The sequence below is a fragment of the Pseudomonas sp. JUb52 genome, assembly GCF_004341115.1.
GTDB classification, from domain to species: domain Bacteria; phylum Pseudomonadota; class Gammaproteobacteria; order Pseudomonadales; family Pseudomonadaceae; genus Chryseomonas; species Chryseomonas oryzihabitans.
Genome location: NZ_SLYS01000006.1, coordinates 101,983 through 127,631, shown reverse-complemented (window position 1 = coordinate 127,631; position 25,649 = coordinate 101,983). Strand labels below are relative to the sequence as shown.

General features: G+C 65.5%; 33 protein-coding genes and 1 tRNA gene. 11 read left to right on the top strand and 23 right to left on the bottom strand.

The features are described 5' to 3' along the window. Positions 1–235: 235 nt before the first annotated feature. Both EC839_RS12215 and EC839_RS12210 read right to left on the bottom strand, forming a co-directional pair. Positions 236–571: a hypothetical protein gene (locus EC839_RS12215; protein WP_007159803.1), complete on the bottom strand. Its 336-nt coding sequence runs from the start codon at positions 569–571 to the stop codon at positions 236–238. A 210-nt stretch (positions 572–781) separates the two neighbouring features. Continuing rightward, entirely contained in the window at positions 782–994 is a 213-nt protein-coding gene (locus tag EC839_RS12210) for a hypothetical protein (protein ID WP_007159801.1), read from the bottom strand. Between the two features lie 305 nt (positions 995–1,299). Here EC839_RS12210 and EC839_RS12205 point away from each other — a divergent pair, with 305 nt between their 5' ends. Continuing rightward, a complete protein-coding gene (locus tag EC839_RS12205) occupies positions 1,300–1,638 on the top strand; it encodes a cupin domain-containing protein (protein ID WP_007159800.1) in 339 nt (112 codons plus the stop codon). 643 nt (positions 1,639–2,281) lie between these two features. On the opposite strand, the gene EC839_RS12200 is transcribed toward EC839_RS12205, so the two are convergent. The 18 genes from EC839_RS12200 to EC839_RS12120 all read right to left on the bottom strand — a co-directional run bounded on the left by EC839_RS12200 (position 2,282) and on the right by EC839_RS12120 (position 14,110). After that, on the bottom strand, positions 2,282–2,575 hold the full coding sequence (locus EC839_RS12200) for an HNH endonuclease (RefSeq protein WP_256681066.1): 294 nt from the start codon (positions 2,573–2,575) through the stop codon (positions 2,282–2,284). 14 nt (positions 2,576–2,589) lie between these two features. Further along, positions 2,590–3,162 (bottom strand): hypothetical protein, encoded by a 573-nt coding sequence (locus EC839_RS24325; protein ID WP_177416724.1) that lies wholly within the window; start codon positions 3,160–3,162, stop codon positions 2,590–2,592. A gap of 143 nt (positions 3,163–3,305) precedes the next feature. Beyond that, positions 3,306–3,494 (bottom strand): hypothetical protein, encoded by a 189-nt coding sequence (locus EC839_RS12190; RefSeq protein WP_132832571.1) that lies wholly within the window; start codon positions 3,492–3,494, stop codon positions 3,306–3,308. A gap of 12 nt (positions 3,495–3,506) precedes the next feature. Next, positions 3,507–3,704, bottom strand: a complete 198-nt coding sequence (locus EC839_RS12185) for a hypothetical protein (RefSeq protein ID WP_132832570.1) — start codon at positions 3,702–3,704, stop codon at positions 3,507–3,509. Positions 3,705–3,831: 127 nt separating this feature from the next. After that, the gene (locus EC839_RS12180; protein ID WP_132832569.1) at positions 3,832–5,058 is read right to left on the bottom strand and encodes a phage major capsid protein; all 1,227 of its coding nucleotides are present in this window, start codon (positions 5,056–5,058) and stop codon (positions 3,832–3,834) included. A gap of 100 nt (positions 5,059–5,158) precedes the next feature. Then, positions 5,159–5,389 (bottom strand): DNA-binding protein, encoded by a 231-nt coding sequence (locus EC839_RS12175; RefSeq protein WP_132832568.1) that lies wholly within the window; start codon positions 5,387–5,389, stop codon positions 5,159–5,161. Between the two features lie 592 nt (positions 5,390–5,981). Further along, positions 5,982–6,257 (bottom strand): hypothetical protein, encoded by a 276-nt coding sequence (locus EC839_RS12170; RefSeq protein WP_132832567.1) that lies wholly within the window; start codon positions 6,255–6,257, stop codon positions 5,982–5,984. Between the two features lie 279 nt (positions 6,258–6,536). After that, on the bottom strand, positions 6,537–6,977 hold the full coding sequence (locus EC839_RS12165; protein ID WP_256681064.1) for a hypothetical protein: 441 nt from the start codon (positions 6,975–6,977) through the stop codon (positions 6,537–6,539). A 7-nt stretch (positions 6,978–6,984) separates the two neighbouring features. Beyond that, a complete protein-coding gene (locus EC839_RS12160) occupies positions 6,985–7,185 on the bottom strand; it encodes a hypothetical protein (protein WP_132832566.1) in 201 nt (66 codons plus the stop codon). After that, positions 7,172–7,348, bottom strand: a complete 177-nt coding sequence (locus tag EC839_RS24155) for a hypothetical protein (RefSeq protein WP_165904667.1) — start codon at positions 7,346–7,348, stop codon at positions 7,172–7,174. Before EC839_RS24155 ends, EC839_RS12160 begins: the two co-directional genes overlap by 14 nt. A 278-nt stretch (positions 7,349–7,626) precedes the next feature. Then, positions 7,627–7,926: a helix-turn-helix domain-containing protein gene (locus EC839_RS12155; RefSeq protein ID WP_132832565.1), complete on the bottom strand. Its 300-nt coding sequence runs from the start codon at positions 7,924–7,926 to the stop codon at positions 7,627–7,629. Continuing rightward, positions 7,927–8,136 carry an AlpA family transcriptional regulator gene (locus EC839_RS12150; RefSeq protein WP_132832564.1) on the bottom strand — a complete coding sequence of 70 codons (210 nt, stop codon included), beginning with the start codon at positions 8,134–8,136 and terminating at the stop codon, positions 7,927–7,929. It abuts the gene before it with no gap. Between the two features lie 126 nt (positions 8,137–8,262). Then, positions 8,263–8,973 (bottom strand): hypothetical protein, encoded by a 711-nt coding sequence (locus tag EC839_RS12145; protein WP_132832563.1) that lies wholly within the window; start codon positions 8,971–8,973, stop codon positions 8,263–8,265. Then, positions 8,970–10,181 carry an integrase arm-type DNA-binding domain-containing protein gene (locus EC839_RS12140; RefSeq protein WP_132832562.1) on the bottom strand — a complete coding sequence of 404 codons (1,212 nt, stop codon included), beginning with the start codon at positions 10,179–10,181 and terminating at the stop codon, positions 8,970–8,972. Before EC839_RS12140 ends, EC839_RS12145 begins: the two co-directional genes overlap by 4 nt. A 209-nt stretch (positions 10,182–10,390) precedes the next feature. Further along, positions 10,391–10,466, bottom strand: a tRNA-Phe gene (locus tag EC839_RS12135). Between the two features lie 88 nt (positions 10,467–10,554). Then, entirely contained in the window at positions 10,555–10,827 is a 273-nt protein-coding gene (locus EC839_RS12130; RefSeq protein ID WP_007159793.1) for an oxidative damage protection protein, read from the bottom strand. After that, on the bottom strand, positions 10,824–11,888 hold the full coding sequence (mutY, locus tag EC839_RS12125; RefSeq protein ID WP_007159792.1) for an A/G-specific adenine glycosylase: 1,065 nt from the start codon (positions 11,886–11,888) through the stop codon (positions 10,824–10,826). Before mutY ends, EC839_RS12130 begins: the two co-directional genes overlap by 4 nt. Next, a complete protein-coding gene (locus EC839_RS12120) occupies positions 11,885–14,110 on the bottom strand; it encodes an AsmA family protein (RefSeq protein ID WP_007159791.1) in 2,226 nt (741 codons plus the stop codon). The genes mutY and EC839_RS12120 overlap by 4 nt, the downstream gene beginning before the upstream one ends. Before the next feature lie 295 nt (positions 14,111–14,405). On the opposite strand from EC839_RS12120, the gene EC839_RS12115 reads away from it, so the two are divergent. The 10 genes from EC839_RS12115 (at position 14,406) to EC839_RS12070 (ending at position 22,162) form a co-directional block, all read left to right on the top strand. Beyond that, positions 14,406–16,070 carry an OFA family MFS transporter gene (locus EC839_RS12115; protein WP_132832561.1) on the top strand — a complete coding sequence of 555 codons (1,665 nt, stop codon included), beginning with the start codon at positions 14,406–14,408 and terminating at the stop codon, positions 16,068–16,070. Positions 16,071–16,214: 144 nt separating this feature from the next. Beyond that, entirely contained in the window at positions 16,215–16,808 is a 594-nt protein-coding gene (hisB, locus tag EC839_RS12110) for an imidazoleglycerol-phosphate dehydratase HisB (RefSeq protein WP_007159790.1), read from the top strand. Next, positions 16,808–17,446 (top strand): imidazole glycerol phosphate synthase subunit HisH, encoded by a 639-nt coding sequence (gene hisH / locus EC839_RS12105; protein WP_007159789.1) that lies wholly within the window; start codon positions 16,808–16,810, stop codon positions 17,444–17,446. The genes hisB and hisH overlap by 1 nt, the downstream gene beginning before the upstream one ends. Then, entirely contained in the window at positions 17,446–17,703 is a 258-nt protein-coding gene (locus EC839_RS12100; RefSeq protein WP_007159788.1) for a DUF2164 domain-containing protein, read from the top strand. The genes hisH and EC839_RS12100 overlap by 1 nt, the downstream gene beginning before the upstream one ends. Positions 17,704–17,734: 31 nt before the next feature. Further along, positions 17,735–18,472: a 1-(5-phosphoribosyl)-5-[(5-phosphoribosylamino)methylideneamino]imidazole-4-carboxamide isomerase gene (hisA, locus tag EC839_RS12095; RefSeq protein ID WP_007159787.1), complete on the top strand. Its 738-nt coding sequence runs from the start codon at positions 17,735–17,737 to the stop codon at positions 18,470–18,472. A gap of 10 nt (positions 18,473–18,482) precedes the next feature. Continuing rightward, complete coding sequence (locus tag EC839_RS12090; protein WP_007159786.1) at positions 18,483–18,779, top strand: chorismate mutase; 297 nt, start codon at positions 18,483–18,485, stop codon at positions 18,777–18,779. Positions 18,780–18,800: 21 nt separating this feature from the next. Beyond that, positions 18,801–19,583: an imidazole glycerol phosphate synthase subunit HisF gene (gene hisF / locus EC839_RS12085; RefSeq protein WP_007159785.1), complete on the top strand. Its 783-nt coding sequence runs from the start codon at positions 18,801–18,803 to the stop codon at positions 19,581–19,583. A gap of 29 nt (positions 19,584–19,612) precedes the next feature. Further along, positions 19,613–20,374, top strand: a complete 762-nt coding sequence (locus EC839_RS12080) for an ABC transporter substrate-binding protein (RefSeq protein WP_007159784.1) — start codon at positions 19,613–19,615, stop codon at positions 20,372–20,374. A gap of 49 nt (positions 20,375–20,423) precedes the next feature. After that, positions 20,424–21,185, top strand: a complete 762-nt coding sequence (locus tag EC839_RS12075) for an ABC transporter substrate-binding protein (RefSeq protein ID WP_007159783.1) — start codon at positions 20,424–20,426, stop codon at positions 21,183–21,185. Positions 21,186–21,400: 215 nt separating this feature from the next. Beyond that, positions 21,401–22,162: an ABC transporter substrate-binding protein gene (locus EC839_RS12070; protein ID WP_039975502.1), complete on the top strand. Its 762-nt coding sequence runs from the start codon at positions 21,401–21,403 to the stop codon at positions 22,160–22,162. 27 nt (positions 22,163–22,189) lie between these two features. Here the strand turns inward: EC839_RS12070 and EC839_RS12065 are convergent, their stop codons facing one another. Genes EC839_RS12065 through EC839_RS12055 form a run of 3 tightly spaced genes read right to left on the bottom strand, consistent with a single transcriptional unit; the run spans position 22,190 to position 25,604 of the window. Then, positions 22,190–22,951: a divergent polysaccharide deacetylase family protein gene (locus EC839_RS12065; protein WP_007159781.1), complete on the bottom strand. Its 762-nt coding sequence runs from the start codon at positions 22,949–22,951 to the stop codon at positions 22,190–22,192. Continuing rightward, entirely contained in the window at positions 22,948–24,291 is a 1,344-nt protein-coding gene (locus EC839_RS12060) for a S41 family peptidase (RefSeq protein ID WP_007159780.1), read from the bottom strand. Before EC839_RS12060 ends, EC839_RS12065 begins: the two co-directional genes overlap by 4 nt. Positions 24,292–24,320: 29 nt before the next feature. After that, a complete protein-coding gene (locus EC839_RS12055) occupies positions 24,321–25,604 on the bottom strand; it encodes a murein hydrolase activator EnvC (RefSeq protein ID WP_007159779.1) in 1,284 nt (427 codons plus the stop codon). Positions 25,605–25,649 lie beyond the last annotated feature (45 nt).

The window sequence follows — 25,649 nt, the reverse complement described above, 5'->3', positions numbered from 1 at the left end:
GCCTCGGCGGGGTTTCGTCTATCTGACGATCACAACAGCGCCATCACCATGATGAAGCCGGTGAAAGCTGCAGCCATGGTCGCAAGGCAAGCCATGCAGATTACATCATCTCTCTCATACATGTTGGCAGCGCCCTAAAGCCTAATGGGTGATGGCATTCTGCTCCTCTGGCAAACATCTCCCTGTGTGGCTCATCGCAAAAGGCCATCATCTCGCCGTCGTGATGCCAAGCAGTTCACCAATGGCGCGGGGGTCCGTAATAGGGACGGGGTTCATAGGCCGGCTGGTAGGGGTAGTAGCCCGGTGGGGCCGGCCGCCAATGGGGCGCGGCATAGCCGGGTTGCGGATAGGGCTGGTAATAGCTGTAGGGATAGCGATCCCTGCGGTAATAGGGGTGGTGCCGGTGATGCCGTCGAAATTCGCCCGCCGGCAGGAATTCACCGCCCTCGGCGACGGCTGCCGGGCCGCCCGCCCAGGGTTGCCCACGCTCGGGGCCCTCATAGGCGGCGGCCAGGCCGCTGGCGGTCAGGGTGGCGGTCAACAGCAGAATCAACGACGCTCGCGATGCCATGGTGCTCTCCTCGCGGCGCTCGATGGGCCGCGTCACCATGAAACACCTTTGGCGGTCAGCGGGCGTCAGGCCAGGTAAAGGTCTGGTAAGGCCGCCCGTGAGCTCAGGCCCAGTCCAGGCCCTGCATGCCCACGGCGACGATGAGCGCCATGGCCAGCAGGCCGATGCCGCACATCAGGATGGTCAACTCCAGTTGATCCAGGCGCCGCTTCATCCCTGCCACCAGTGCCATAGGGTGAAGCCGATCAGCGCCATGACCAGGCTGAGAAACAACCGGTTCAACCAGAGGCTGACGCCACTCAGGAGTCTGAGCCAGAAGGGTGCGGCGGGCTCGACGGCGAGCGGGCCGGGTTGAGCGACGGTGTCCTGGGGGAGAGCGCCCGGCAGAGCGGGAGCAACGAGGGGAAGCGAGGGAATGGGCATGCAGCGAGCGCCTCCGTGCGCCTGGTGCGAAGTCCAGCTGACCACAGCGGTCAGCCAAGGTCGAGCGGTGCCCTGGACGGGCTGCCACTGCTGCGATCGATCATCGCCGAAATCCCCTGCAGCCGGGAAACGACCTCCTGAAACCGTCGGGCGGATCGCACTCCTGAGCGCAAATAGCCGCGGACCCGGTGGCCTGGCCATGGGCTCCGAGGGCGGAGGAGCCCTGCGCGGCTTGAGCGCCCATGCGGACCGGTGCAGGCTGGATGACCTCGGCGCCCTGGCGCCAGCCCCGGAGGGAAAACGTCATGAGCAATTTGTTTCGCGACCTGCCCGATGCCGCCGCGGCGGAGGTATTCACGGCCCTGCTGGAGCGGCCCGGCTGTCGTATAGAGCGGATCGTCTCCCAGGGCCAGACGACGCCGGCAGCGGCGCCCTGGCGGCAGGCCCATGAGGAATGGGTGCTGCTGCTGAAGGGCGCCGCGCGGATCGCCCTGGCGGGGCGGGAGGTGACGCTCGAGCCGGGCGATACGCTGTTCATCCCGGCTGATGTCGAGCACTGGGTGACCTACACCGATCCCGCGGTCGCCACGGTGTGGCTGGCGATCCATCTCGGTGCGGTGGGCGGGGCTCCAGCACCGGCGTGAGCAGGGCGGCACCCGAGCGCTTCAGACCAGGCACCCACGGCGCGGGTCGTTGCAAAGGCGTCCTGAGCGGCAGGGAAGGGACGCGCTCGGGCTTTGGACGCGAGCGGATAGGAATCGCAGGCACAAAAAAACCGGCGCTAGGCCGGTTTCTCTGATTTCCAGATCCCGCAGGATCCGGAAGCTTGTCTTGGTGCCCAGGGACAGAACCGAACTGATCCTCCCAGGCCATACCAAATGCAGGTTTTCACGTGGAGACCTGAAATCCTACTCACATTCCTACTCACATTTGCCGGCGCTGCTCCGTGACATGTCACGTTTTGCCATTTTGCCCGGAGGTTAAAGTTTAACTTTTCGGGTTAACCGGCTTTAACATCTGGCGGCTCCTTTAACACGGCCTAAGCCAGTCCTGGCGCGGGTTCCAGCCGGTTAACGCCCTTTAACTTCTGGCCGGCTGCCTTTAACTTTTCCTCCAGCGGGAAAAAAATCTGTGCGTGCGAGGGCAGGCGGTGTCCGCCCCTTTAGGTCCTGAGGTTTCGACCCGCCCCACCCCCTCGACGCATCAAAACGGTGCATTTATGAGGGAGTTGACGTGCTACAGGCTCGGGTAGGTGGCCGGAGCGGGGGTACTGGCGTGCCACATGCCCTACCCGCGGGCTTGGCCAGCCTCCCGCGCAGTCTTCGCACGGTGGCAGGGACCGCAGAGCGTTTGCAGGTTCTCATCGCCTTCGCCGCCGCCTTGGGCAAGGTTGACGATGTGATCAACCTCCGCGTCAGCAGCTACCAGGCCGCACGCTTGGCATGTGTAGAGGTCTCGCTGAAGGATGCGCTCACGGATGCGACGCCAGGGGCGACCGCCGCGGCCTTCTCCCCAAGTGTTGCCCCTGGGCTTTGCGCTGGTCTTCGAAGTCTCCAGCGTCTTCGTTCGCGGCTTGAGCATTCGCAGCTTCTTCATCAGTGCCGGGCCTCGCCGAACATTTCGCCGCAGGCCGCCGTCTCGAACAGGCCTCGCCACTTCTCCACCAGCGCGGGCTCAGGTGCAGGCGCCCAGCGCACCAGGTCGATTACAACGGGGTGGTGGCCACCTACCGCTAGGATTAGCTCAGCAGGCTGAAGGCCCAGGCCGGCGCAGAAGTCAGCCCAGGCCCGAGCGGCTGCCGCGGCTTCTGCTCGCACCTGCTGGGCGGCTTCTGGGTTGCCTGCGCACATGTGATGCCAGCTCAGCGCCAGGCCGCGCAGCTCAAGCTCATACTGGATGGCGACGCGCAGCACCATCCGGGAGAGGTCCAGGTACTCGGGGTCGGCGCTGACGTTCTGCCGGTTGCGGAAGACGGCGTAGACCAGGCCGCGGCGCTCTAGGGCGGCAATGGCCTCACGGAAGCCGTCCAGGGTGTTGCGGAGGGCGCTGAAAGCCTCCTCGGCAGTCCCTCGGTCCAGGAAGTAGCGATGTTCGCGGCCAAATAGGCGCGCTAGGGGCCCCGATAGCTTGATGATGGTCGCCGGGGTGTAGTGCGCGGCGGTGGTCATGGGTGTCTCCTCGCCGGCCTCGCCGGTCGTTCTCATTTTTCGCGGGTGCCGACCACAGAACTTTTAATTTCGCGGCCGTGAAAAAACGCCTGAGGGCGCGGTGTCCGTGACGACGGCCCCAGGGTTTCCGACCGCCCCCGGCCTCAAAGGCCCATCTCTCGCTCGATTTGCTCGGCATCCACGCCACGATTGAGGGCAGAGCGGGCAGTGATGGTCAGCTCGCGCACTATCTGGTCCTCGAAGCGCTTAGCCATCACGTCGGCCTTGCGGGCGATCTTGGTAGCCAGTGCTCGGGGGAAGGGTGCAGCCTTGCGGTAGTCGTGCTGGCTCATCGCGCATCTCGATCAGTAGTTGGGGTCAACGAACGGCGGGTTGGCGCGCAGCATCTGCAGAGCTTCCTCGGCGGTCATGCCAGCGGCCAGCATCTTGTCGATCTCGCGCTGCAGCGTCGTCCGCTCTTGCACCTGGCGCAGCAGGGCACGGCTGTGGGCGATCTGGTTGAGCGCACGGTGCACATGCTTGGGTATCGGGGTGTCGGTCATGGTCTTCTCCAGTTGATGTGAAAAGGCCCGCGCGGGGCGGGCCTAGTGCCAGATCACTCCCCAAGGCTTATCGGAGCTCTGGCTGCTGCGGTTATCGTCTGCCGTGGCACTCGCAGCTAACCCACGATCACTTTGTGGCAGGGGCTGCCAACGAAATGATTCGGGTCGCCGTGGTGGCGTACACAGCCAGGCCGGCGCGCAGCTCGGCCAGGATGGTCACCATGTTGCGGCGGAAGTTGTCGCCGTCCTGGCGGCTGGCCTCGACGGTCACCTGTTGGCGGTCCAGCAGAACGGTCTGGGAGGTGTCCAGCAGCAGCGCCTGGCCGGCGGGCATGGATTGATTGGTCACCACGCGCACGCCCCACAGGCTGGCCGGGGACGGGTCACGGGGGCTGCCCAGGGTGTACTCGGCGGTATCGTTCTTGGTGCTGGCGATGCTGAACCAGTCGGCCGGGTTGAGCACGATGACGTTGGTGTTCCAGCCAGCGGCGTTCAGGTCAGTGATTGCCTCGCCGATCCGGTCAGCCGCCAGGGTAGCGGTCGGCGCATAGGTAGCGGCCAGTCCCACCAGACCTTTGATCTTGCCTTCACCGCCCGCACCCACCAGCACTTCGTGCTCGAGTTTCTGGCGCAGGGAGATGGTCAGGATCTGGCCGATTTGGTTCGACAGGCCGGTGTTGTCGTCCAGCACCTGTTTGGAAGCCGGCAGCCAATGGGCGATGGTGGCCACCTCGGCGCGGGCTAGCTTGGTCGGCATCTTGGTTTCGGCTTTCGCGTCGCCTTCCTCGACCTGGTAGTCAGCGCCGTTCACGTAGCCATCCAGCAGCACGTACTCGAGGATATTGCCGGACACCTGCTGCACCGGGAGCACGTCCAGCAGGGTCAGGCGTACCGGGGCGACGCCCTGAATGCCGCCCAGGCGGTCCGGCTCGGTGTTCCACTCGTTGTCGCCGGTCTTGCCGCGGCCCGGGTTGGTCAGGGCAGCGCGCAGGTCTGCGGTCACGGTGTGCTGGCCGGAAGTACGCTGGCCAGCCCGCAAGCTATCGAAGGCACCAGTCTCGATCAGGGAGGCAGCTACGGGGTTATCGCGCTTGGCACCCGACTGAGACTGAGCAGCAGCGCCGCCGCCGGCGACCATCCGCTGCTCCATGTCGAGGAGACGGGCTTGCAGTTCCATCTGGCGATCTTGGGTGGCTTTCTGGGCCGCGACGATCTGCGCGATGTCTTCATCCATTTCGTTGATCTCGGTGGTGATGGTTGCGACGACGTGCTGGTCACTAGCTGCGACCTGGCCGCCATTGGCGACGTGGGCGCTAAGGCGCTGCCAGCGTTCGAGTTGATTAGGGTTTGCCATAGGGGCTCCGATGTTGGCGGGAGCGCCCCAGCGCACGGCGTGAGGCGATATCGGCAAATTACGCGTGCACGCCTAGACCCGTCAGCGCGCTACTTCGCCGTCATGCGACGGTTCTGGTCACGAATAGTCGGATGTCGTCGACTTTGTAGAACCGGCGGTTGCCGCGGAGGATGAAGGGCAACGGAGAAAGGCCGGCGGCGGCCAGGCGGCGGAGGTAGCTCGGCGCGTAGCCCAGCAGCTCGGCGGTTGCCGGTTCCGGTACCAGTCCGCCCAGCAGCGGCACCACGCCCATATGCGCCAGCCGCGCCAGGATGTCCTGCTCAAGGTCCATCACGGCGATTCCCTCCCACCCTTTTCCTCAAAGTGAGGAAGTATCACCTCGGTCGAGATACGCGCAATTTTGCTCACATTCCGGGTTACCGCCCCAGATTGATCCCCCCCTTTTCGGTGGGATTTTCTCACCTCTAGGCCAGAGTGCTGGGAATGGCACACAGTGTCGGAAATGACACACTGTGGCGCTCTTGCCACGCTGGATCTCCAGTTGTGCCCGTTGGGCAGGACTAGATGGGCCGATAGGGCAGGACTAGTTGTGCCTTTTGGGCAGGGTAAATCCCTCACATCCGAGGTGTTTACGGTCAGAATCGCACCAACCTGTCCGACTCGAATCGTCTCAGTGAGACCAAAACGTCTCACTCGGGCCGATGTGTTACGGCCTGAACATGCATGGCCCAGAACTGGACCATGGGGCCTCCTGGCGTTCAGGCCACCGACTGCGAGTTTTACGACTTGATCGTGAAAGCCCTTCAGATAACCCAGGGGTAACCGACTGGGTTTCGTTCGCTTTGCGCTGGGTTTCGGATGATCCAGAACTGGATGATGGAGCAGATCTGCGCCATGGCGAGATGCGCTCAGATTCGAGCAGATCATTCCCAGCCCTCCACGTTGATGCGGTAGTGGTAGGTCAGGCCGGGTTCATCGTCGGTGCAGGTGATGAAGTTCGCCTGGTGCAGGTCGTCCAGGGCCTTCGCCAGCGTACCCTGCGACTTGAGCCCCCATTCCAGCGCTTGGGGCCGCGTAGCAGTCAGCCAGCCACTCGGCACGTAGGTCGCCTGGGCGCACAGCTCGACGAACACCATTCGGGCCGAGAAGCTGAGCGCTCGATAGCGCGGGCTCTGGATCAGGCGGACAGGGATCGGCACCACTCCAATGCGACGGGGTGCAGTCTGTGCAGGTTGCGGGGTGCAATTTGCGCCGCGAGGGCCGCTCGCCATTTGCACCCTGTTTTCGTCCTCTTTCGAGCCTTGGAAAAGCATGTTCACTGCCATGGTTTCACCTAGGTACCTGGTATACGTATAAAAAGGTGTTCACTTTCTGAACAGGTAGAACGGCCTTAGTGGTTCATTCCGTGAACACGTAGAGCGGTCAAATACCCCGATTCGGGGGTGTTTTCGGGGTCTACGTGTTCATTTTCTGAACCGTCATGGTTCACTTTCTGAACAGGAAGAAACGGAAGCGATGAGGGTCGTTATCGGCGTGGGCGGCGCCTGGGTCGGCGATACCTCCAGGTCCTTACCCGGGCACTCGTTGATCGGTAGCCAGCTGAGCGCGTACAGGGCGCAACGAGAGCCGTGGCGGGAGAACACGCTGCAGCGCGTCTGCAAGATCCACCCACCTACCACCAACTCTTTCAGCGCCTTCTGCAACGTCAGCGGCGATCCAATACCCCAGGCCTCGGCCATCGTCCGGGTCGCCGACAGGTCGCCGTTATTGCGCCCGTTGAATTGGGCGCATAGCTCCTGCAGAACGCCCTTCGCCACGAAGCTAAGTGCCCGATGCCTTTCCGACTGAACCATCCGGTTCTGCGTCGGGAAGTACTTCGGGCCGCCGGTCTTCTGGTTGCCCTTCGTCTTGCCGGCCATGGCTGGATCAGTCCCAGAACGTGAAGCGAACGACCTTGGCGTCACCTGTGCAGCGCGCGGCGATTGCGCGGGCCTCTTCGACGGTCTCCAGGTCGTAGGCCACCTGGCGGACGTACTTGTCGTCCACGTAGATCCACACACCGAAGGAAATGTGATCGTCGGAGGTGTTGGGCTGGTGCTGTTGGCTGGTGTGCTTAACGCTGGCCATGGGTCACCCCCTGGGCTTCCAGGTCGCGAGCGATCGCCATGTGGGCGTTGTAGCGGCGGAGGCGGGTCGACAGGGAGGAATCAGCGTGCAGGGCGGACAGCGCCATCTGGCGGTGCGCAGCGGCACGGGCACGGATAGCGGACGGATTGCGGGTAGGGATCATGGGCAAAGCTCCTGTATCAGTAGGAGCTGCCGCCATCACTTGCACATGATTGGAGGCAGCTGTGCGCGGGTGTGCAAGACCGGAGATACAGGAACCCGGCAGGCCCGAAGGCCTCCCACGCACAGCTGCCATAACACGATTGGCGAACACAAAAAAAGCGCTCTCAGTCGTGGTCTGGGCGCTGTTGCGCCTGTATTCAATCGGGCTTGCACACCCGGTCGCGGATTTTGCCGCGACAGAGCCACGATAGCCGGGAACGATGGGGACGACAAGGGAAATCATGCTGCCACCTCGCTACCGCCCGACAGGTAGTACACAGCGACGCGCGAGTGGTAGCGGCCCTGATCGTCGTACAGCGGCTTGAGGTGCGTCTGGATGGGGTGACCCAGGTCGCGCAGCTCCTTGATGCGGGCGGCCGGCTGCATGATGTTCAGCTCGGAGCGGGCCTCGATGGTGCTCACCGGGCCGTGGCGCAGGCTCTCCAGGAAGCGCGCACGCTGCGCGGGAAGGGTGATATTCTGGACGCCGGTATCTTGTGGGCTGCTCTCTTGGGGGCGGCCTATTTTTTTGTCGGTCATTTAGGCGGCCTCCCCTCGGGCAGCGGCGATGCGCTGGTCAACCCAGGCGGCCACTTCCTGCTCAACCCACACGGCGTGGCCGGGTGCCAGCTTCACCTGGCGGGGGAACTCGTTGCGGGCGATCAGGCGGTATATCTGAGTGCGGCTGAGGCTGGTCAGCGCCTCGACCTGGTGACGGCGGATGAAGCGGCGGGGTTCTGCGGTAGCCATTTAGTGCCTCCAAGGGCGCTGTGGGGAATGGCTACATGGTCCAGCTGTAGTGAACGGCGAAAAATTGGGCGCTCGCTGCGGTAATCATGATTTACGTGGCGAAAATCATGATTATCGTTACGAGTGTCATGATTTCCGGGGTGGCCTTCCGGGGCGCTTGGCATAGTCCGGCGCCACTTCCTTGATCCATTTCCGTACCCGGTCCAGCTCCGGCGCCTGGGCGGCGTCCTGCGCCTCATCGAGCAGGCGCGCATAGACGTGGTCGGCCATATCACCGACGCGGATCGAGCGGGTGGTGTCCTTCTCCCATAGCTCGCTGGCGATACCCTGGGCGCGTGCTATCAGGGCGCCAGAGGCTTCCGCCTTTGCATTCAGACCGCGAATAGCGGCCTTCTCGACAGAAGCCTGTTTGTAGGCAGCTGCCACCCGCCCAGACAGGGCCGCTGTGAGCAGGCTGGTCAGTGCGTAGCGCAACTGACAGTCCTTTTCTTCATCTCCGTCTGCCACGCTCTCGAACTGTTCGAAGGCTATCTGCAGTGTTTTGCTGGCCGACCTGTCAGCGTCAAACAGAGCCTCAGCAGCGCTTCTCAGCTCGTCAAACGACGCATATTCAGCGTCAGGATTGCGCAGCCTTTCTGATATCGGCCCCCAGGCCTGCTGCCAGATCGCGCTCAGGCGGCGCCGTGCTGGCAGGTTTGCTTCGGCCTCCAATTCTTTGGGGTCGCGCGCACGCTGGACACGGGCCTGCTCCAGTATCTCCTTGAAGTCCTGAACGAAATCATCCGAATAGTCGCTCAGGTCGTAGTTGCGCCAGTCGTACTCGTCGTGGTCACTCACTGCTGCGCCCTCCGAATCGGCACCACTTCTGCGCCAGAGCACAGGGCATCCACCTCATCGGCCCAGGCCTGCATCATCCCGCGCCGCTGTTCCAGGTAGTGGGCGTGGTTGTAGGTGCCCCGGATCTCGTCGGCGTCGCCGTGGGCCAGCTGCCGCTCGATCCAGTCGCGGTTGTAGGCCCGGCCGTTCAGCTCGGTGCTGATGAGGTGCCGGAAGCCGTGGCCGGTCTGGCGGTCACCGTAGCCGATCAGGCGGAGGGCCTTGTTGATCGTGTTCTCGCTCATGGGGCGCTCCGGGCGGGCTTTGCCAGCGAAGACCAGGGGATAGGCCCCGGTCAGCTGGTGCAGCTCGCGCAGCAGGGCGACGGCCTGGCGGGGCAGGGGGACGATGTGAGGGCGACGCGCCTTCATCCGCTCGGCCGGCACTGTCCACGTCGCCGCATCTAGGTCGAACTCAGCCCAGGGCGCTTGCCGTAGCTCTCCAGGGCGCGCTGCAGTGAGCAGCAGGAGGCGGATCGCGTGGCGGGTGTGCAGATCGCTACGAGAGGCCTCCAGATCGCGCAGGAGGGCCGGAAGCTCGCTCAGGGGCACATGGGGATGATTTCGGGCGCGCGGCGCGTGTGCGGCCACCACGTCGAGGTCCGTCGCGGGGTTAGTGGTGGCGGTGCCGTTCGCCAGGCCGTAGCGGAAGATCTGGCCCAGCCACTGCCGGATCTTGCCGGCGGCGTTCAGGGTGCCGCGCTTCTCGACCCTGCGCACCAGCGCCACTAGGTCTGGGCGGGTGACGTCGGCCACCGGGCGCCGGCCCAGGTCGGGGAGGATGTCGTTGTCCAGGTAGAGCCGGGCCTTGCGGCTGGTGCTCTCGGCCCACCGCGGCGCGCTGTAGGCATACCACTCCTCGGCCAACTGCTCGAACGTGTGGACCTGGGCAGCGCGGGCCTGCTTCTCAGCCCGTTTCACCAGCGACGGGTCTTGCCCTTCGGCCAGGACGCGGCGGGCGGCATCTCGTGCTTCCCGGGCGCGGGCCAGGGTGACGGCAGGGTAGGCGCCCAGCCCCATCATCTTGGCCTTGCCGGCGAAGCGGTACCGGAGGCGCCAGAGCTTTCCACCGGCGGTCGTGACCTCCAGACATAGGCCCAGGGCATCGGAAAGGCGGTAGAGCTTGTCGCGCGGCTTGGCCGTGCGGACTGCGGTATCGGTGAGTGCCACGGGGTGTTCCCTGGGCGCCGCTCTGGGTGCGGGATGGCGGCTTCTGTGTGAGTAGATTTTGGGGCCGAACTATCAGCTACTCACCAATCTACTCACATTTTCCGGGGCTGGAAAGGGATCGGTAGGGAACGCTAGGCACAAAAAAACCGCCACAGTGGGCGGTTTCTCTGGGTTTCCCGAGTCGCTGGGGACTGCTAGGGAAGGGTACTTGGTGCCCAGGGACGGAATCGAACCGCCGACACGGGGATTTTCAATCCCCTGCTCTACCAACTGAGCTACCTGGGCAACGGGGCGCATTAAAAGCGTTTCTCGACCTTGTGTCAACAGTGAGCCCAAAAAAAAATTTAGATTTTTCGGGCGCTTAGCCGTCGACTCAGGCGCTGGGGGGCACGTAGCCCTCGGCCTGGGCGTAGTCTTCACCGGACAGGAACTTGTCCATCTCGGCCTGCAGGAACTTGCGATCCTCGACGTTCATCATGTTCAGCCGACGCTCGTTGATGAGCATGGTCTGGTGCTTCTGCCACTCTTCCCAAGCCTGCTTGGAGACGTGCTGATAGATGTCTTCGCCCTTGGCGCCGGGATAGGGCGGACGATCGAGGCCAGGCAGCTCCTGCTTGTGCTTGCGGCACATCACGGTGCGGGTCATGCGGGTTCTCCTTTGAGCGCCTGCTCGGCGCGCTTGAGCAGTTTCTGCACCGGGGCGGCAAGGCCCAGGCGCGGCGGGGAGGCGAGGTTATACCAAAGCCAGTCGCCCTCGGCCACGCGGTGCTGGCGATGGTCCACCTGGACCAGCCAGGGTTCGATGGCCAGCTGGAAGTGACTGAAGGTGTGCACCAGGCCGGGCAGCGCCTGGCGTTCGTCGATGGCCAGGCCCTGGCGCTCGGCGAGGGCTTCGAGCTCGGCCACGTCGGCCACCTCCGGCGGGCCCCAGAGACCGCCCCAGAGACCGGTCGAGGGGCGGCGCTGCAGCAGCACGGCATTGGCGTCGTTGACGAACAGCGGCATCAGCGTCTGCCGCTGGGGCAGGGTCTTGCGCGGCTTGGGCGTGGGAAACTCGGTTTCCTGGCCCAGCAGGTGGGCGCGGCAGCCCGGCTTGACCGGACACAGCAGGCAACTGGGCTTGCTGCGGGTGCAGAGGGTGGCGCCCAGGTCCATCATCGCCTGGGTGTAGGGGCCGACCCGCTCGCGGGGCATCAGCCGGTCGGCCACCTCCCAGAGGCGGCGGGCCACGGCGGGTTCGCCGGGATAGCCGGCGGTGGCGGTATAGCGGGCCAGGACGCGCTTGACGTTGCCGTCGAGAATCGGCGCGCGGATGCCCATGCTCAGGCTGGCGATGGCGCCGGCGGTGGAGCGACCGATGCCGGGCAGCTCGGCCAGGGCCTCGACGCTACGGGGAAATTCACCGCCATGGCGCTCGACCACGGTCTTGGCGGCCTTGTGCAGATTGCGCGCGCGGCTGTAGTAGCCAAGACCGGTCCAGAGGTGCAGGACCTCGTCTTCCGGGGCGGCGGCCAGCGCCTCGACGGTGGGCAGCGCCTGCATGAAGCGATCGAAATAGCCCAGCACGGTGGCGACCTGGGTCTGCTGGAGCATGATCTCCGAGACCCAGACCCGATAGGGCGTCACGGCCTGTTGCCAGGGCAGATCCTTGCGACCGTGCAGGTCGTACCAGGCCAGCACGGCGGTACCAAAGTCGTCATCAGTCATCGACGTTGCAACAGCCCTCGGATGGCGTTCTGGATGTCGGGACTGATCTTATCACCGAGCTTCTCTTCGATTTTTTCGTTCAGACGATTGCCGGCGGCGCGGGCGACGATCTGGCCCATGGCCTCGCGATCCAGGCGACAAGCCTTGGCGCCCAGTTCCAGGGGGCCGCGGCACTGCAGGGGCCACTCGATGTCGGCATAGCGCTCGCCGACCTGGCAACCGGGATCGGCGGCGGCATTGGTGTCGCCCTGTACGGTGATGCCCAGCCGGTAGTCGAGACCGAGGGTGCGCAGGTCGATGTCGCCCGCGCCCTTTACCGCAAGGCCAGGCACGCTGACGCTGAGGTCCTGGTTGCGGGCCACGCCGTTGACGATGCTGAGGCTGCCGCTCAGCTGGCGGAAGGGGGTGTTCTGGCCGCCATGGGGCAACTCCAGCGGCTTGCGATTGAGCAGGGCGATGCCCTGGCACAGCTGGCTTTCGACGTTGGCGTCGATCAGCTGGCCGTTGCGCAGGGCGAAGCGCGCGGTACCGCCCAGGTTGTCGATCAGGCTGCGCTGGCTGGCGCCCGAACTGCGCAGATCGGCGTCCAGGTCGAGCAGCCCTTCCACCGGCGGCTTCTGGCCCTGGGCCTGGAGGATGCGCTCCACCGGTACGCCCTTGATGCGCTCGCGGGCGGTCAGTTGCGGCTGGACGCCCCGCACGTCGAGGGCGCCCTCGGCGGCGAAGCGCCCGCCAAACAACTCGCCTTCCAGGGCGCTGAGCTGCAGCTGGCCGTCGGCGGCCCTGGCCTTGAGGCTGGCGCCTTCGAAGGGCAGGCGATCGAGGGTCAGGTGCTGCAGGCCGAGATCGACCTCGGCGTCCAGGCTGCGCAGGCGCTCCACCGGCAGCAGGGTTTCCTGGCTCCAGGCATGCTGGGTCGGGGCCTCCGGCAGCGGCGAATTGCCCTGGGTGGCGATGGCATCGACCTGGGCGACCTCTTCCTGGCGCGCGCCATTGGCCTGGCGCGCCGCGGCGGCCTTGGCCGGCAGATAGCGATCCAGGTCCAGGCGGTCGCCGCTGAGCTGGACGCGCAGGGCGCGGCGGGCGATGTCGGCCACGGCGACCCGGCCCTTGAGGGTGCTGTCGTCCAGCTGGAAATTGAAATCGTCCAGCGCCAGGGCGTTGCGGCTGGCCTGCACCTGGGCATTCATCTCGAAGCGCTGCAGGGTCTTGGCATCGGCCATGGCCGGCAATTCGACGCCGATACTATCGAGGAAGGCGCGCAGGTCGAGGCGCGCGATAGAGACGCGCCCGGCCAGCTGCGGATCGCTTTCCAGGCCGGTGAGCTTGAGATCGCCCAGGGCCTTGAGGTCGTTGGCGGTGAGCTTGAGGCTGGTCCACTCGGCGGTCTGGGCGCGGCGGTCGACGGCCAGCTGGCCATTGGCGGAATAGTTGACCAGCTTGCCATTGAAGGGCTCGCCACTGGCGTCGCCGGTCAGCTGGAGATTGTCCAGGGCGTACTGCTGGCTGGCGGGATCGAAGCGGAATTCGCCATTGAGCAGCACGGTGGCATTGACCGGCGGCTGGGTGGTGCTGGCGGTGCCGGCCAGCTTGATGGGAATGGGGGTGCCGGCGTAGATGGCGCCGGTCTCCAGGTCGATGCCCTCGAAGGCATAGCGGGCGCCGCTACGGGCATCGCTGTACTCGACCCGGGAGTTGCGCACGGTCAGGCTCTCGACGTTGAGCTTGAGCGGCTGGCGACCTACGCTCGGCTCGCTTGGCGCGGAGGCGCCAGCGGGGCTGTCCGTCGGGGTTGCGCTCGTGTCTGCCTTGGGCGCGGGGCGGCCGATCTCGGCCCAGTTGGTGCGGCCTTGGTCATCGCGGCTGGCGGTGAGATCCAGGCCGTCGATCTTGATGTCGCTCATCTCCAGGTCACGGCGCAGCAGCAGCGGCAGCAGGCGGACCGAGAGGATCAGCCGCTGCACCTGGGCCAGCTGGCGATCGGGGGTGGCGGCGCTGGCCAGGGTGGCGTCGTGCAGTTCGACGCCCAGCCAGGGAAACAGACTCCAGCCGATGTCGCCCTTGAGTTGCAGGTCGACATTGGCCTTGTCGCGCGCCAGCTGGCGGATCTCGTCCTTGTAGTCGTTGGGATCGACCAGGTGGGTGAGGGCGAAGCCTACGGCGACCAGCAGGAGCAGCAGGCCGACGAGGACGATACCCAGCACTTTGGCGAAAGCTTTCATGACGAGGAAATTCCTGTTCCGGCGGGCGATGGCGCGACTGGCCAGTATAGGGGCTCGGCCGGCCCCGATGACATCGAGGTATCGGCCCTGTGACAGCGGTGGTACTCGCCCGTTTCGTCGGAGGTCTTGCACCGCCCGTACCCTGGTAAATGAGCAGGGGTGGCAGTTAGCCAGGGTGCGCTTTAATGTCGCGCACCTCTGGTCGGTTGACGCCGTTTCTTTGACTCGTTTACGGGGAAGCGTGCAGGGAATGTCCACCGGCCTGGACGCTATACACTAGAAAAGGGCTGAACCCATGAGCACTACTCTCACTGCTGGCGGTGTCGCTTCGGCACGTCCGGCTTTCCTTTCCAAGGAGCGCATCGTCGCCCGGCCCGGCTTCAACCGCTGGCTGGTGCCGCCGGCCGCCTTGGCCATCCACCTGTGCATCGGCATGGCCTACGGCTTCTCGGTCTTCTGGCTGCCGCTGTCCAAGGCGATCGGCATCACCGCCGCCGTGGCCTGCCCGGTCGAGATGGGCTTCTTCGAGCAGATCTTCAGTGCCACCTGTGACTGGAAGATCTCCCAGCTCGGCTGGATCTACACCCTGTTCTTCATCTTCCTCGGCTGCTCCGCCGCCCTGTTCGGGGGCTGGCTGGAACACGCCGGTCCGCGCAAGGCCGGGGTCGTCTCGGCCCTGTGCTGGTGCGGTGGTCTGCTGATCTCCGCCCTGGGCATCTATACCCACCAGATCTGGATGCTGTGGCTGGGTTCGGGCGTGATCGGCGGTATCGGTCTGGGCCTGGGCTACATCTCGCCGGTGTCGACCCTGATCAAGTGGTTCCCGGACAAGCGCGGCATGGCCACTGGCATGGCCATCATGGGCTTTGGTGGCGGCGCCATGGTGGGTGCCCCCCTGGCCGATGCCCTGATGCGTCACTTCGCTTCGGCCACCGAAATCGGTGTCTGGCAGACCTTCCTGGTCATGGCGGTGATCTACTTCGTGTTCATGATGAGCGGCGCCCTGGGTTACCGCGTACCGCCGACCGGCTGGAAGCCCGCAGGCTGGACGCCGTCCCCCAAGAAGGCCGGCAGCAACATGATCACCAATCGCCACGTCCACGTGAGCAAGATCTGGGGCATCCCGCAGTTCTGGCTGGTCTGGGCCGTGCTCTGCCTGAACGTGACCGCCGGCATCGGCATCCTCGGCATGGCGTCCCCGCTGCTGCAGGAAGTCTTTGGTGGTCGTCTGCTGGGCAACGGCCTGGCCTACGGTGAACTCAGCGCCGATCAGCTCAAGCAGATCGCCGCCATCGCCGCCGGCTTCACCGGTCTGCTGAGCCTGTTCAACATCGGCGGTCGCTTCTTCTGGGCATCCTTCTCCGATTACATCGGCCGCAAGATGACCTACTTCGTCTTCTTCACTCTGGGCTTCGTGCTCTATGCCATCGTGCCCTGGACCGGTCACCTGGGCAGCGTGGCGCTGTTCGTCTTCGCCTTCTGCCTGATCCTGTCCATGTACGGCGGTGGTTTCGCCACCGTGCCGGCCTACCTCGCCGACCTGTTCGGTACCCAGATGGTCGGCGCCATCCACGGTCGCCTGCTCACCGCCTGGGCCGCCGCCGGCGTCTTCGGTCCGGTGCTGGTCAACTACCTGCGCGAGTACCAGCTGAGCATGGGCATCCCCCGCGCCCAGGTGTACGACATTACCCTGTACATCCTGGCCGGTCTGCTGGTGCTGGGCTTCCTCTGCAACCTGCTGGTGCGCCCGGTGGCCGACAAGCACTTCATGACCGAGGCCGAGCTCGCCGTCGAGCGCGCCAATGGCCACGACAGCAACGCCGGCAGCGCCCAGGTGCTGGAGTGGAGCGCCGATCCCAAGACCAAGCCGCTGGCCATCGCCGCCTGGCTGGCCGTGGGCATCCCGCTGGCCTGGGGTATCTGGATCACCCTGCAAAAGACCGCCGCCCTGTTCAGCTGAGTCACAGCCGAACCGGACGGTAACGGGGCGTCCCCCTGCGGGCGCCCCTCGCGGTGGGACGCCTCGTCCCGCCGCGCTTTCGATCCAGCCCCCGCGCCCCTATAATATCGGCCCTTTCGCCCACCGATTTTCGCGGAGCAGGCTATGGCCGAACGCAAGGCAACCGTCGAGCGCAATACCCTGGAGACCCAGGTCAAGGTATCCCTGGATCTGGACGGCACGGGCGCAGCGCGCTTCGACACCGGGGTCCCCTTCCTCGAGCACATGCTCGACCAGATCGCCCGCCACGGGCTGATCGACCTCGATATCCACTGCCGCGGCGACCTGCACATCGACGACCACCACACGGTGGAAGACATCGGCATCACCCTCGGCCAGGCCTTCGCCAAGGCCGTCGGCGACAAGAAGGGCATCCAGCGCTACGGCCATGCCTATGTGCCCCTGGACGAAGCCCTGTCGCGGGTGGTCATCGACTTTTCCGGCCGGCCCGGGCTGCACTGGAACGTGCCCTTCACCCGCGCCACCGTGGGCCGCATGGACGTCGATCTGTTCCTCGAATTCTTCCAGGGCTTCACCAATCACGCCCAGGTGACCCTGCACGTCGACAACCTGCGCGGCGTCAACAGCCATCACCAGATCGAAACCGTGTTCAAGGCCTTTGGCCGCGCCCTGCGCATGGCCCTTGCCGAAGACCCGCGCATGGCCGGCGTCATGCCCTCCACCAAGGGGTGCCTGTGATGCAGACGGTAGCCGTCATCGACTATGGCATGGGCAACCTGCACTCCGTGGCCAAGGCCCTGGAGCACGCCGGTAGCCACCAGGTGCTGGTGACCGGCGATCCCGCGGTGATCCGCGAGGCGGACCGCATCGTCCTGCCCGGCGTCGGCGCCATCCGCGACTGCATGGCCGAGATCCGCCGCCAGGGCATCGATGAACTGGTCCGCGAAGTCAGCCAGGACCGCCCCTTCCTCGGCGTCTGCGTCGGCATGCAGGCGCTGATGCAGCGCAGCGAAGAGAACGGTGGGGTGGATTGCATCGGCCTGTTCCCCGGCGCCGTGCGGCGTTTCCCGGGTGGCATGCAGGAGGAGGGCGAGACCCTCAAGGTGCCGCACATGGGTTGGAACGAGGTCAGCCATGTGCTCGACCATCCGCTCTGGCACGGCATTCCCGATCGCGCCCGCTTCTATTTCGTGCACAGCTTCTATGTCGAGGCCGGCAATCCGCGCCAGGTGGTCGGGCGCGGCCACTATGGTCTGGACTTCGCCGCGGCGCTGGCCGACGGCTCGCGCTTCGCCACCCAGTTCCACCCCGAGAAGAGCGCCGACTGCGGCCTGCAGCTCTATGCCAACTTTCTCGCCTGGGACGGCCGCTGGTAATGGCGCGCAAGCCGCCCGCGCCGCTGGTGACGCTCGAACCCGAGCAGAGCCAGCGGCTGGTCACGGCCTTGCAGACCCTGCTGGACGACCGCTTCGAGGTCCGCCTGGGGCGGTTCGAAGTCGAGGAACTGCTGGATTTCTTCGCCCGCGAGTGCGGGCCGCTGTACTACAACAAGGCGGTTGCCGACGTGCAGACCCTGCTCAGGGAGCGTGTCGACAGCCTGGAAAGCGACATCTGGGCGCTGGAAAAGCCCTAGATCGCCCTCACCCCCGAGCCAAGGTATTGCCATGCTGATCATCCCCGCCATCGACCTCAAGGACGGTGCCTGCGTCCGCCTGCGCCAGGGGCGCATGGAAGATTCCACCGTGTTCTCCGACGATCCCGTGGCCATGGCCGCCCAGTGGGTCGACGGCGGCTGCCGCCGGCTGCACCTGGTGGATCTCAACGGCGCCTTCGAAGGCCAGCCGGTCAATGGCGAGGTGGTGACCGCCATCGCCAGGCGCTATCCCGGCCTGCCGATCCAGATCGGCGGCGGCATCCGCTCGCTGGAGACCATCGAGCACTATGTCCGCGCCGGTGTCAGCTACGTGATCATCGGCACCAAGGCGGTCAAGCAGCCGGAATTCGTCGCTGAAGCCTGCCGCGCCTTCCCCGGCAAGGTCATCGTCGGCCTGGACGCCAAGGACGGCTTCGTCGCCACCGATGGCTGGGCCGAGGTCAGCGAACTGCAGGTCACCGACCTGGCCCGCCGCTTCGAAGCCGACGGCGTCAGCGCCATCGTCTACACCGACATCGCCCGCGACGGCATGATGCAGGGCTGCAACGTCCCGGCCACCCGCGCCCTGGCCGAAGCCACCAGCATCCCGGTGATCGCCTCCGGCGGCATCCACAACCTGGGTGACATCCAGAACCTGCTCGACGCCCGCAGCCCGGGCATCATCGGCGCCATTACCGGCCGGGCGATCTACGAGGGCACCCTCGACGTCGCCGAGGCCCAGGCGCTGTGCGACAACTTCAAGGTCTGAGGGCGCGGCGGTGATCGAATGCTCTTCTCTCGATGAGGTCCGCACGGCGATCGACGGACTCGATCAGCAGATCGTTCAGTTGCTGGCGGCTCGCGGCGCCTATGTCAGCCAGGCGGCGCGCTTCAAGAAGGACGATGACGCAGTGCGTGCGCCACAACGCGTCGAGCAGGTCATCGCCAAGGTCAAGGCGCTGGCCGTCGAGGCTGGCGCATCGCCTGTGGTAGTCGAGCAGGTCTATCGGGCGATGATCGCCGCATTCATCGACGCGGAGCTGGCGGAACACGCCACCTTGCAGCAACGTACCTGACTTCGTTTTCTGGAGAGAAACATGGCGCTGGCGAAACGCATCATCCCCTGCCTGGACGTGGACAATGGCCGCGTGGTCAAGGGCGTCAAGTTCGAGAACATCCGCGATGCTGGCGATCCGGTGGAGATCGCCCGCCGCTACAACGAGCAGGGCGCCGACGAGATCACCTTTCTCGACATCACCGCCAGCCACCAGGGCCGCGACACCACCCTGCACACCGTGGAGCGCATGGCCAGCCAGGTGTTCATCCCGCTGACCGTGGGTGGTGGCGTGCGCACCGTGCAGGACATCCGCAACCTGCTCAACGCCGGCGCGGACAAGGTGTCGATCAACACCGCGGCGGTCTTCACCCCGGAATTCGTCGGCGAAGCCGCGGCGCGCTTCGGCTCCCAGTGCATCGTGGTGGCCATCGACGCCAAGCGCGTCAGCGGTCCGGGCGAAACCCCGCGCTGGGAGATCTTCACCCATGGCGGCCGCAAGCCCACCGGGCTCGACGCCGTGGCCTGGGCGCAGAAGATGGAAGGCCTGGGCGCTGGCGAGATCCTGCTCACCAGCATGGATCAGGACGGCATGAAGAACGGCTTCGACCTGGGCGTGACCCGTGCCGTCAGCGAGGCGGTGGGCATCCCGGTGATCGCCTCCGGCGGCGTCGGCAATCTGCAGCACCTGGCCGACGGCATCCTCGAAGGCAAGGCCTCTGCGGTGCTGGCCGCGAGCATCTTCCATTTCGGCGAATGCACCATTCCCGAGGCTAAACGGTACCTGGCCGAAAAAGGGATTGTGATACGCTCCACAAAATCTTAAGCACCGGCGGTGCCGGCAGGGAGAGGGGCGTGCGCAAGGGAATCTGGGCCTGCTTGGCCGGTTTGCTGCTGGTATCGACGACCGCGGTCAGGGCGGAGCTACCGGCGGGTTATCAGCTGACGCTGCTGACGGAAAACTTCCCGCCCTACAACTTCTCCGTGGATGGCAAGAACTTCGCCCGCGAGGGCGAGCTCAAGGGCATCGCTGTCGACATGGTCCGCGAGATGTGCCAGCGCGCGGGCATCTCCTACAACCTCACCCTGAGATTTCCCTGGGAGCGGATCTACGGCATGGCCCTGGATCAGCCCGACCACGGGGTCTTCGTCACGGCCCGGCTGCCCGAACGCGAGGGGCTGTTCAAGTGGGTCGGTCCCATCGGTCCGGACGACTGGGTGCTGCTCGGGCGCGCCGACAGCCACCTGCAGCTGCGCAGCCTGGACGACGTCCGCAAGCAGCAGCTCAAGATCGGCGCCTACAAGGGCGACGCCATCGCCGAGAGTCTCGCCCAGCAGGGCTTCCAGCCGGATCTTACGCTGCGCGATCAGGAAAACGTGCAGCGCCTGGTCAGGGGACAGATCGATGTCTGGGCCACCGGCGATCCCGCCGGCCGCTACCTGGCCCGCCAGGAAGACGTGACCGGACTCAAGATGCTGCTGCGCTTCAACAGCGGCGAGCTGTTCCTGGCGCTGAACAAGCAGACCCCCGACGAGGTGGTACAGAAGCTGCAAAAGGCCCTCGACGAGATGCGCCAGAGCGGCGCCGTTCAGACCATCTTCAATCGTTATCTGTGATCCCGGCGGGCCGAGCGATCGGCGCGGACGGTCGCCTGAGGAGAGAGCTATGCGCAAGTCCTGGTTGGCCATCGCCGCCGTACTGTTGAGTTGCACCCTGGGCCTGGGGACTGCCCGGGCGGAATTGCCAGCGGGCTATCGCGTGGTGCTGCTGACCGAGAACTTCCCGCCCTTCAACATGGCGGTGGACGACAAGAACTTCGCCCGCGAAGATGCCATCGACGGCATCAGCGCCGATCTGGTGCGCGAGATGTTCAAGCGCGCCGGGATCGACTACAACCTCTCGCTGCGCTTTCCCTGGGATCGCATCTACAACCTGACCCTGGAAAGCCCCAATTACGCGCTGTTCTCCGTGTCGCGCACCGAGTCGAGGCTGCCGCTGTTCAAGTGGGTCGGTCCGCTGGGCAAGACCCGCAAGGTGTTCATGGCGCTGTCCGACAGCACCCTCAAGGTGCCGGATCTGGCCACGGCGGCCCGGCTGCGCGTCGGCGCCTACAAGAATTCCGCGGTGAGCCTGATGATCCAGGAGAAGGGCATCGTGCCCATCGATGCCCTGCGTGATCAGGAGAACATCGCCAAGTTGCAGAAGGGCGAGATCGACGTCTGGGCCACCACCGACGTGGTCGCCCGCTACCTGGCCAAGCAGCAGGGCGTCAGCAATCTGCAGACCCTGCTCAGCTTCCAGGAATCCGACCTCTACCTGGCCTTGAACAAGGACACCCCCGACGAGGTGGTGACCCGCCTGCAGCAGGCGCTGGATGCCATGCGCCAGGAAGGTCTGGTCGACAGCATCACCAACAACTATCTCTAGTGCGCCGCCTAGCGGTGGGCGTCGTTCGCACGCGCCCCGTCTGGAGACGGGCGTGAACGCGAGGGGCCAAGGATTCCGGATCGGCCGGGCGGCTAGACCGGGATCGACGCGGGACTGACGACCGCAGCGCAGCCAGCGGCAGTGAGCGCTGAATGTTGTAAAGGGATATTCAACGAAACCTCGGAAATGCGGCCGTGCGTCGCCAGGGAGTTGCAATGCAAAAGCTGTGGTTGCGTCTTGCAGGTGTAGTCTTGGGTTGCACCCTGGGTTTGACCCAGGCCCGGGCCGAGTTGCCGGATTACTACCAGGTCGTGCTCCTGACCGAGAATTATCCTCCCTTCAACATGTCGGTCGATGACAAGAACTTCGCCCGCGATGACGCCATCGACGGTATCGCCACCGATATCGTCCGCGAGATGTTCAAGCGGGCCGGCATCAAGTACAGCCTTTCGCTGCGCTTCCCCTGGGACCGCATCTATCGGCTGACCCAGGAAACGCCCAACTACGGCCTCTTCTCCGTGGCCTACACCGAGGCGCGCAAGGATCAGTTCAAGTGGGTGGGCCCCTTCGGCCGCTCGAGCTGGACCCTGCAGGCGCTGCCTGGCAGCAAGCTGGACGTCAAGACGCTCAAGGACGCCGCCCGCTATCGCATCGGTACCTATCGCAACGATGTGATCAGCAAGACGCTGACCGCCCAGGGCCTTCCGGTCATCGATGCCCTGCGCGATCAGGAAAACGTCGACAAACTGGTGAAAGGCCAGATCGATATCTGGGCTACCGCCGATCCAGTCGGTCGCTATCTGGCCAAGCAGCAGGGGGTCACCGGCTTACGGACGCTGTTGCGCTTCAACGAGGTGGATCAGTATCTGGCACTGAACAAGGACACGCCTGACGAGGTGGTGACACGCCTCAAGGCGGCCTTGGAGCAGATGCGCAAGGAAGGGGTGATCGACAGCATCACCAACAACTATCTCTGACGGCTAAGCGGCGCGGACCGACGGCCGCTAGCGATAGCGACCGGCGCGGCCGTGCCCGGGCATGGCCTGGTTGGCGCGCAGGGCGATCATCTGCGGCAGGTCGATGACCTCCACGCCCTGGACCTTGAGCAGCGGCAACTGCTGGGCCAGCACCGCCAGGGTTGCCGGGTGCGGATGGCCGATCAGCACCGCGCTACCCTGGCGCTGGGCCAGGCGCACGCCTTCGGCCAGCTGGGCCGCCACCGCCGCCGGAGTGGCGTCGTTGTCGAGAAAGACATCGCGCGAGACGCTGGCCAGGCCGATCTTCTGGGCTTCCGCCGCGGCCACGGTGGCCGCGCTGGTGCGGCTGTCGAGAAACAGCAGGTGACGCTCCTGCAGGACCTGCATCAACTCGGCCATGGCGGGGCGGTCCGCGGTCATGCGACTGCCTTCATGATTGTTCACCCCATCCGCCTCAGGTACCCGTTCCAGCGCCCGGTCCAGGCGTTGCAGGCGCTCGGCCGAAGACATCTCCGGATGCCAGGCATAGGGACCGCCGGCCGGGTCCATGGGCAGGTGCAGCAGCACGGTGCGCCCGGCACGGTGGGCCGCGGTGGCCAGTTCGGCGGCGTAGCGGGTCTCGGGGATGATCGCCAGGACCACCGGCGCGGGCAGGGCGAGGACCTGTCGGTCCCGCGCCGGATTTTGCCCGAGGTCGTCGATGACGATGGTCAGCTGCGCAGTGGCGGCCTGGGCGAGTGCGCTGACCAGGGCGAGCGCCCCGGCCAGTAGCCAGCGTCCCGCCCTCACGGGGTATGGGTGACGTTGAGTCCCTTGAGCAGCGACAGCGCCTGGGAGAGCTGGAAGTCGTCATCCTGCGGCCGCGGACTCTGGTTGGGCGCCTTGCTGCCGGTGGGCCGGTCGGCGCCGCCATTGCCATTGCCCAGGTGACCGGCCAGATCCGCTTCGCGGAAGTATTCGTCGCCGCCGCTTTGCGGGGTGACCTTGGCCGGCGCCACGGCGATGTCCGGGGTGATGCCCTGGGCCTGGATGGAGCGCCCGCTCGGCGTGTAGTAGAGCGCCGTGGTGAGCTTGAGCGCCCGGTCGTTGTTGAGCGGCAGCACCGTCTGCACGGAACCCTTGCCGAAGCTGTCGGTGCCCATGAGGATGCCGCGCTTGGAATCCTGCAGAGCGCCGGCGACGATCTCCGCGGCCGAGGCGCTGCCACCATTGATCAGCACCACCAGGGGCACCTTCTCGCTGGGATCGGCGGCGTCGGCCGAGAAACGCAGCTCGGAGTTGGGCAGGCGGCCCTTGGTGTAGACGATCAGGCCGTGGGTCATGAAGGCATCGGCCACCTCGACCGCCGACTGCAGGACGCCGCCCGGGTTGTTTCTCAGGTCGAGGATCAGGCCCTTGAGCTTGCCCTTGTTCTCCTGACGCAGCTTGGCAAGGGCCTTGACCGTCTCTTCGCCAGTGTTCACCTGGAACTGCGAGATGCGCAGCAGGCCGTAGCCGGATTCGAGCAGCTGGCTCTTGACGCTGTTGACCTTGATCACTGCCCGCGCCAGCTTGACGTCGAACGGCTGGCCACCACCGCGAACGATGGTCAGCACGATGGGGCTGCCGGGCTTGCCGCGCATCTTGTCGACGGCTTCGTTGATGGCCTGGCCCTTGGTCGGCTGGCCGTCGATCTTGACGATCAGGTCGCCCGGTTGCAGGCGCGCCTTGGCCGCCGGGGTGTCGTCGATGGGCGAGACCACCTTGATGAAGCCGTTTTCCTGGCCGACTTCCAGGCCCAGGCCGCCGAATTCACCGCTGGTGGTTTCCTGCAGTTCGGCGAAGTCCTTGGGTTCTAGGTAGGCGGAATGCGGATCCAGGTTGCTGAGCATGCCCTTGATGGCGTTCTCCAGCAGGACCTTGTCCGACACCGGCTCCACATAGGCGGCCTTGATGCGGTCGAACACCTCGGCGAAGGTGCGCAGCTCGTCCAGCGGCAGCGGAGCACTGGCCGGGGCCGCGGGCGCGGCGCCCGGTGCGACCGGCGTCACCGCAGCCGGCGTGCTCTGCGGCGATTGCGCCTGGACGACTCCGACGCCGCTGAACAGCAGGGCGAGGACCAGGACGGTGGGACGAAAGCGATGCGGCATGTGCAGCTCCTAAACCGAGGTGTGTCGCACTATCCCTGAGCACGGCACCAGATGACCGGGTCCGTCGGGCGGCCCTGTTGGCGGATGGCGAAGTACAAGGCGGAGGCTTCCTGACCGCCGCTGGCGCCGACGGTCGCGATGGCATCCCCGGCCTTGACCACGTCACCCGCAGACTTGAGCAGGCTCTGATTATGTCCGTACAGGCTGAGATAGCCATTCCCATGATCGATGATAACCAGTTGGCCGGCGCCTCTTAGCCAGTCGGCGAAGACCACCCGGCCGTCGTGCACCGCCTTGACCCGGGTACCGGCCCCGGCCGCGATCAGGACACCGTCCCATTTCGCGCGGGGGTCGTCGCCGCGGGCACTGCCGAAACGCGCCACCAGTCGGCCATCGACCGGCCAGGGCAGCTTGCCGCGGGCATTGGCGAAGGCGCCGCCATAGGCAGGTGCTGCACTAGACACCGCCAGCTCCGGGGCGTTCGAGGGACGCGGGGCTTTCGGCTCGCTTTGCGCCTGGCGCCGCGCCGCTTCCCGGGCCTCGGCGGCGCGGGCTTCGGCCAGTTGCCGCTGGCGGGCTTCCTCGGCTTCGCGGGCCTGGCGCGCGAGTGTTTCCTCGATGGTCTTGAGCACCTTGTTCAGCGCGGCCTGATCCTGCTCGCGGGCCTCGATCTCGCGACTCTTGTCGCGGTAGTCCGCGTTGATCTTGGCCAGCGCCGCCTGGCGCTCCTTGCGCACCTCGGCCAGCTCCGCCTGACGCTTCTCCAGGTCTTCGCGACGGGCGACCAGCTCGCTCTGCTCCTGCTGGATGCCTTGTTCCACCTCGCGGAACTCGCGCAGGGTGTCGTTGAAGGTGGCGAGCTGATCCAGCCGAGTGCGATTCAGGTAGTTGTAGTAGGTGAGGGTGCGGCTGACCTTTTCCGGATGCTCCTGGTTGAGCAGCAGCTTGAGGTATTCCTGGCGGCCGCTCTGGTAGGCGGCCCGCACCTGTACGGCGATCAGCTGTTGTTGCTCAGCGCGAGACTGGTCGAGCTTCTTCTTGCGCCCGTCCAGCTCTTGCAGCTTTTTTTCGCCGTTCTCCAGCTGCTTCTGCAGCGAGTCGACCTGCTTTTCCAGCTCGCCCATCTGGGTCTCGGTGCCCTGCAGCTGCTTCTGCACGCCGGACTTCTCGGCCTGCACCTGCTTGAGGACCTTCTGCATCTCCTGGATTTCCCGGCGGGTCTGCTCGATCTGCCGCTGGGTATCGGCGCGATCGTCGGCCAGGGCGGGAGCGAGAACGCTGGCAAGCAGGAGAAGGGCGAGAACACGGCGCATGCGAGGTCGTACGTTTCTAGGGCGAAGCGCCTAGTATGCCCGTCA

Bases quoted from the DNA above. Each gene is read 5' to 3' on its own strand.
- EC839_RS12215 (WP_007159803.1), bottom strand. From the start codon at position 571: ATGGCATCGCGAGCGTCGTTGATTCTGCTGTTGACCGCCACCCTGACC.
- EC839_RS12210 (WP_007159801.1), bottom strand. From the start codon at position 994: ATGCCCATTCCCTCGCTTCCCCTCGTTGCTCCCGCTCTGCCGGGCGCT.
- EC839_RS12205 (WP_007159800.1), top strand. From the start codon at position 1,300: ATGAGCAATTTGTTTCGCGACCTGCCCGATGCCGCCGCGGCGGAGGTA.
- EC839_RS12200 (WP_256681066.1), bottom strand. From the start codon at position 2,575: ATGCTCAAGCCGCGAACGAAGACGCTGGAGACTTCGAAGACCAGCGCA.
- EC839_RS24325 (WP_177416724.1), bottom strand. From the start codon at position 3,162: ATGACCACCGCCGCGCACTACACCCCGGCGACCATCATCAAGCTATCG.
- EC839_RS12190 (WP_132832571.1), bottom strand. From the start codon at position 3,494: ATGAGCCAGCACGACTACCGCAAGGCTGCACCCTTCCCCCGAGCACTG.
- EC839_RS12185 (WP_132832570.1), bottom strand. From the start codon at position 3,704: ATGACCGACACCCCGATACCCAAGCATGTGCACCGTGCGCTCAACCAG.
- EC839_RS12180 (WP_132832569.1), bottom strand. From the start codon at position 5,058: ATGGCAAACCCTAATCAACTCGAACGCTGGCAGCGCCTTAGCGCCCAC.
- EC839_RS12175 (WP_132832568.1), bottom strand. From the start codon at position 5,389: ATGGACCTTGAGCAGGACATCCTGGCGCGGCTGGCGCATATGGGCGTG.
- EC839_RS12165 (WP_256681064.1), bottom strand. From the start codon at position 6,977: ATGGCCGGCAAGACGAAGGGCAACCAGAAGACCGGCGGCCCGAAGTAC.
- EC839_RS12160 (WP_132832566.1), bottom strand. From the start codon at position 7,185: ATGGCCAGCGTTAAGCACACCAGCCAACAGCACCAGCCCAACACCTCC.
- EC839_RS24155 (WP_165904667.1), bottom strand. From the start codon at position 7,348: ATGATCCCTACCCGCAATCCGTCCGCTATCCGTGCCCGTGCCGCTGCG.
- EC839_RS12155 (WP_132832565.1), bottom strand. From the start codon at position 7,926: ATGACCGACAAAAAAATAGGCCGCCCCCAAGAGAGCAGCCCACAAGAT.
- EC839_RS12150 (WP_132832564.1), bottom strand. From the start codon at position 8,136: ATGGCTACCGCAGAACCCCGCCGCTTCATCCGCCGTCACCAGGTCGAG.
- EC839_RS12130 (WP_007159793.1), bottom strand. From the start codon at position 10,827: ATGACCCGCACCGTGATGTGCCGCAAGCACAAGCAGGAGCTGCCTGGC.
- mutY (WP_007159792.1), bottom strand. From the start codon at position 11,888: ATGACTGATGACGACTTTGGTACCGCCGTGCTGGCCTGGTACGACCTG.
- EC839_RS12120 (WP_007159791.1), bottom strand. From the start codon at position 14,110: ATGAAAGCTTTCGCCAAAGTGCTGGGTATCGTCCTCGTCGGCCTGCTG.
- EC839_RS12115 (WP_132832561.1), top strand. From the start codon at position 14,406: ATGAGCACTACTCTCACTGCTGGCGGTGTCGCTTCGGCACGTCCGGCT.
- hisB (WP_007159790.1), top strand. From the start codon at position 16,215: ATGGCCGAACGCAAGGCAACCGTCGAGCGCAATACCCTGGAGACCCAG.
- hisH (WP_007159789.1), top strand. From the start codon at position 16,808: ATGCAGACGGTAGCCGTCATCGACTATGGCATGGGCAACCTGCACTCC.
- EC839_RS12100 (WP_007159788.1), top strand. From the start codon at position 17,446: ATGGCGCGCAAGCCGCCCGCGCCGCTGGTGACGCTCGAACCCGAGCAG.
- hisA (WP_007159787.1), top strand. From the start codon at position 17,735: ATGCTGATCATCCCCGCCATCGACCTCAAGGACGGTGCCTGCGTCCGC.
- hisF (WP_007159785.1), top strand. From the start codon at position 18,801: ATGGCGCTGGCGAAACGCATCATCCCCTGCCTGGACGTGGACAATGGC.
- EC839_RS12075 (WP_007159783.1), top strand. From the start codon at position 20,424: ATGCGCAAGTCCTGGTTGGCCATCGCCGCCGTACTGTTGAGTTGCACC.
- EC839_RS12070 (WP_039975502.1), top strand. From the start codon at position 21,401: ATGCAAAAGCTGTGGTTGCGTCTTGCAGGTGTAGTCTTGGGTTGCACC.
- EC839_RS12060 (WP_007159780.1), bottom strand. From the start codon at position 24,291: ATGCCGCATCGCTTTCGTCCCACCGTCCTGGTCCTCGCCCTGCTGTTC.
- EC839_RS12055 (WP_007159779.1), bottom strand. From the start codon at position 25,604: ATGCGCCGTGTTCTCGCCCTTCTCCTGCTTGCCAGCGTTCTCGCTCCC.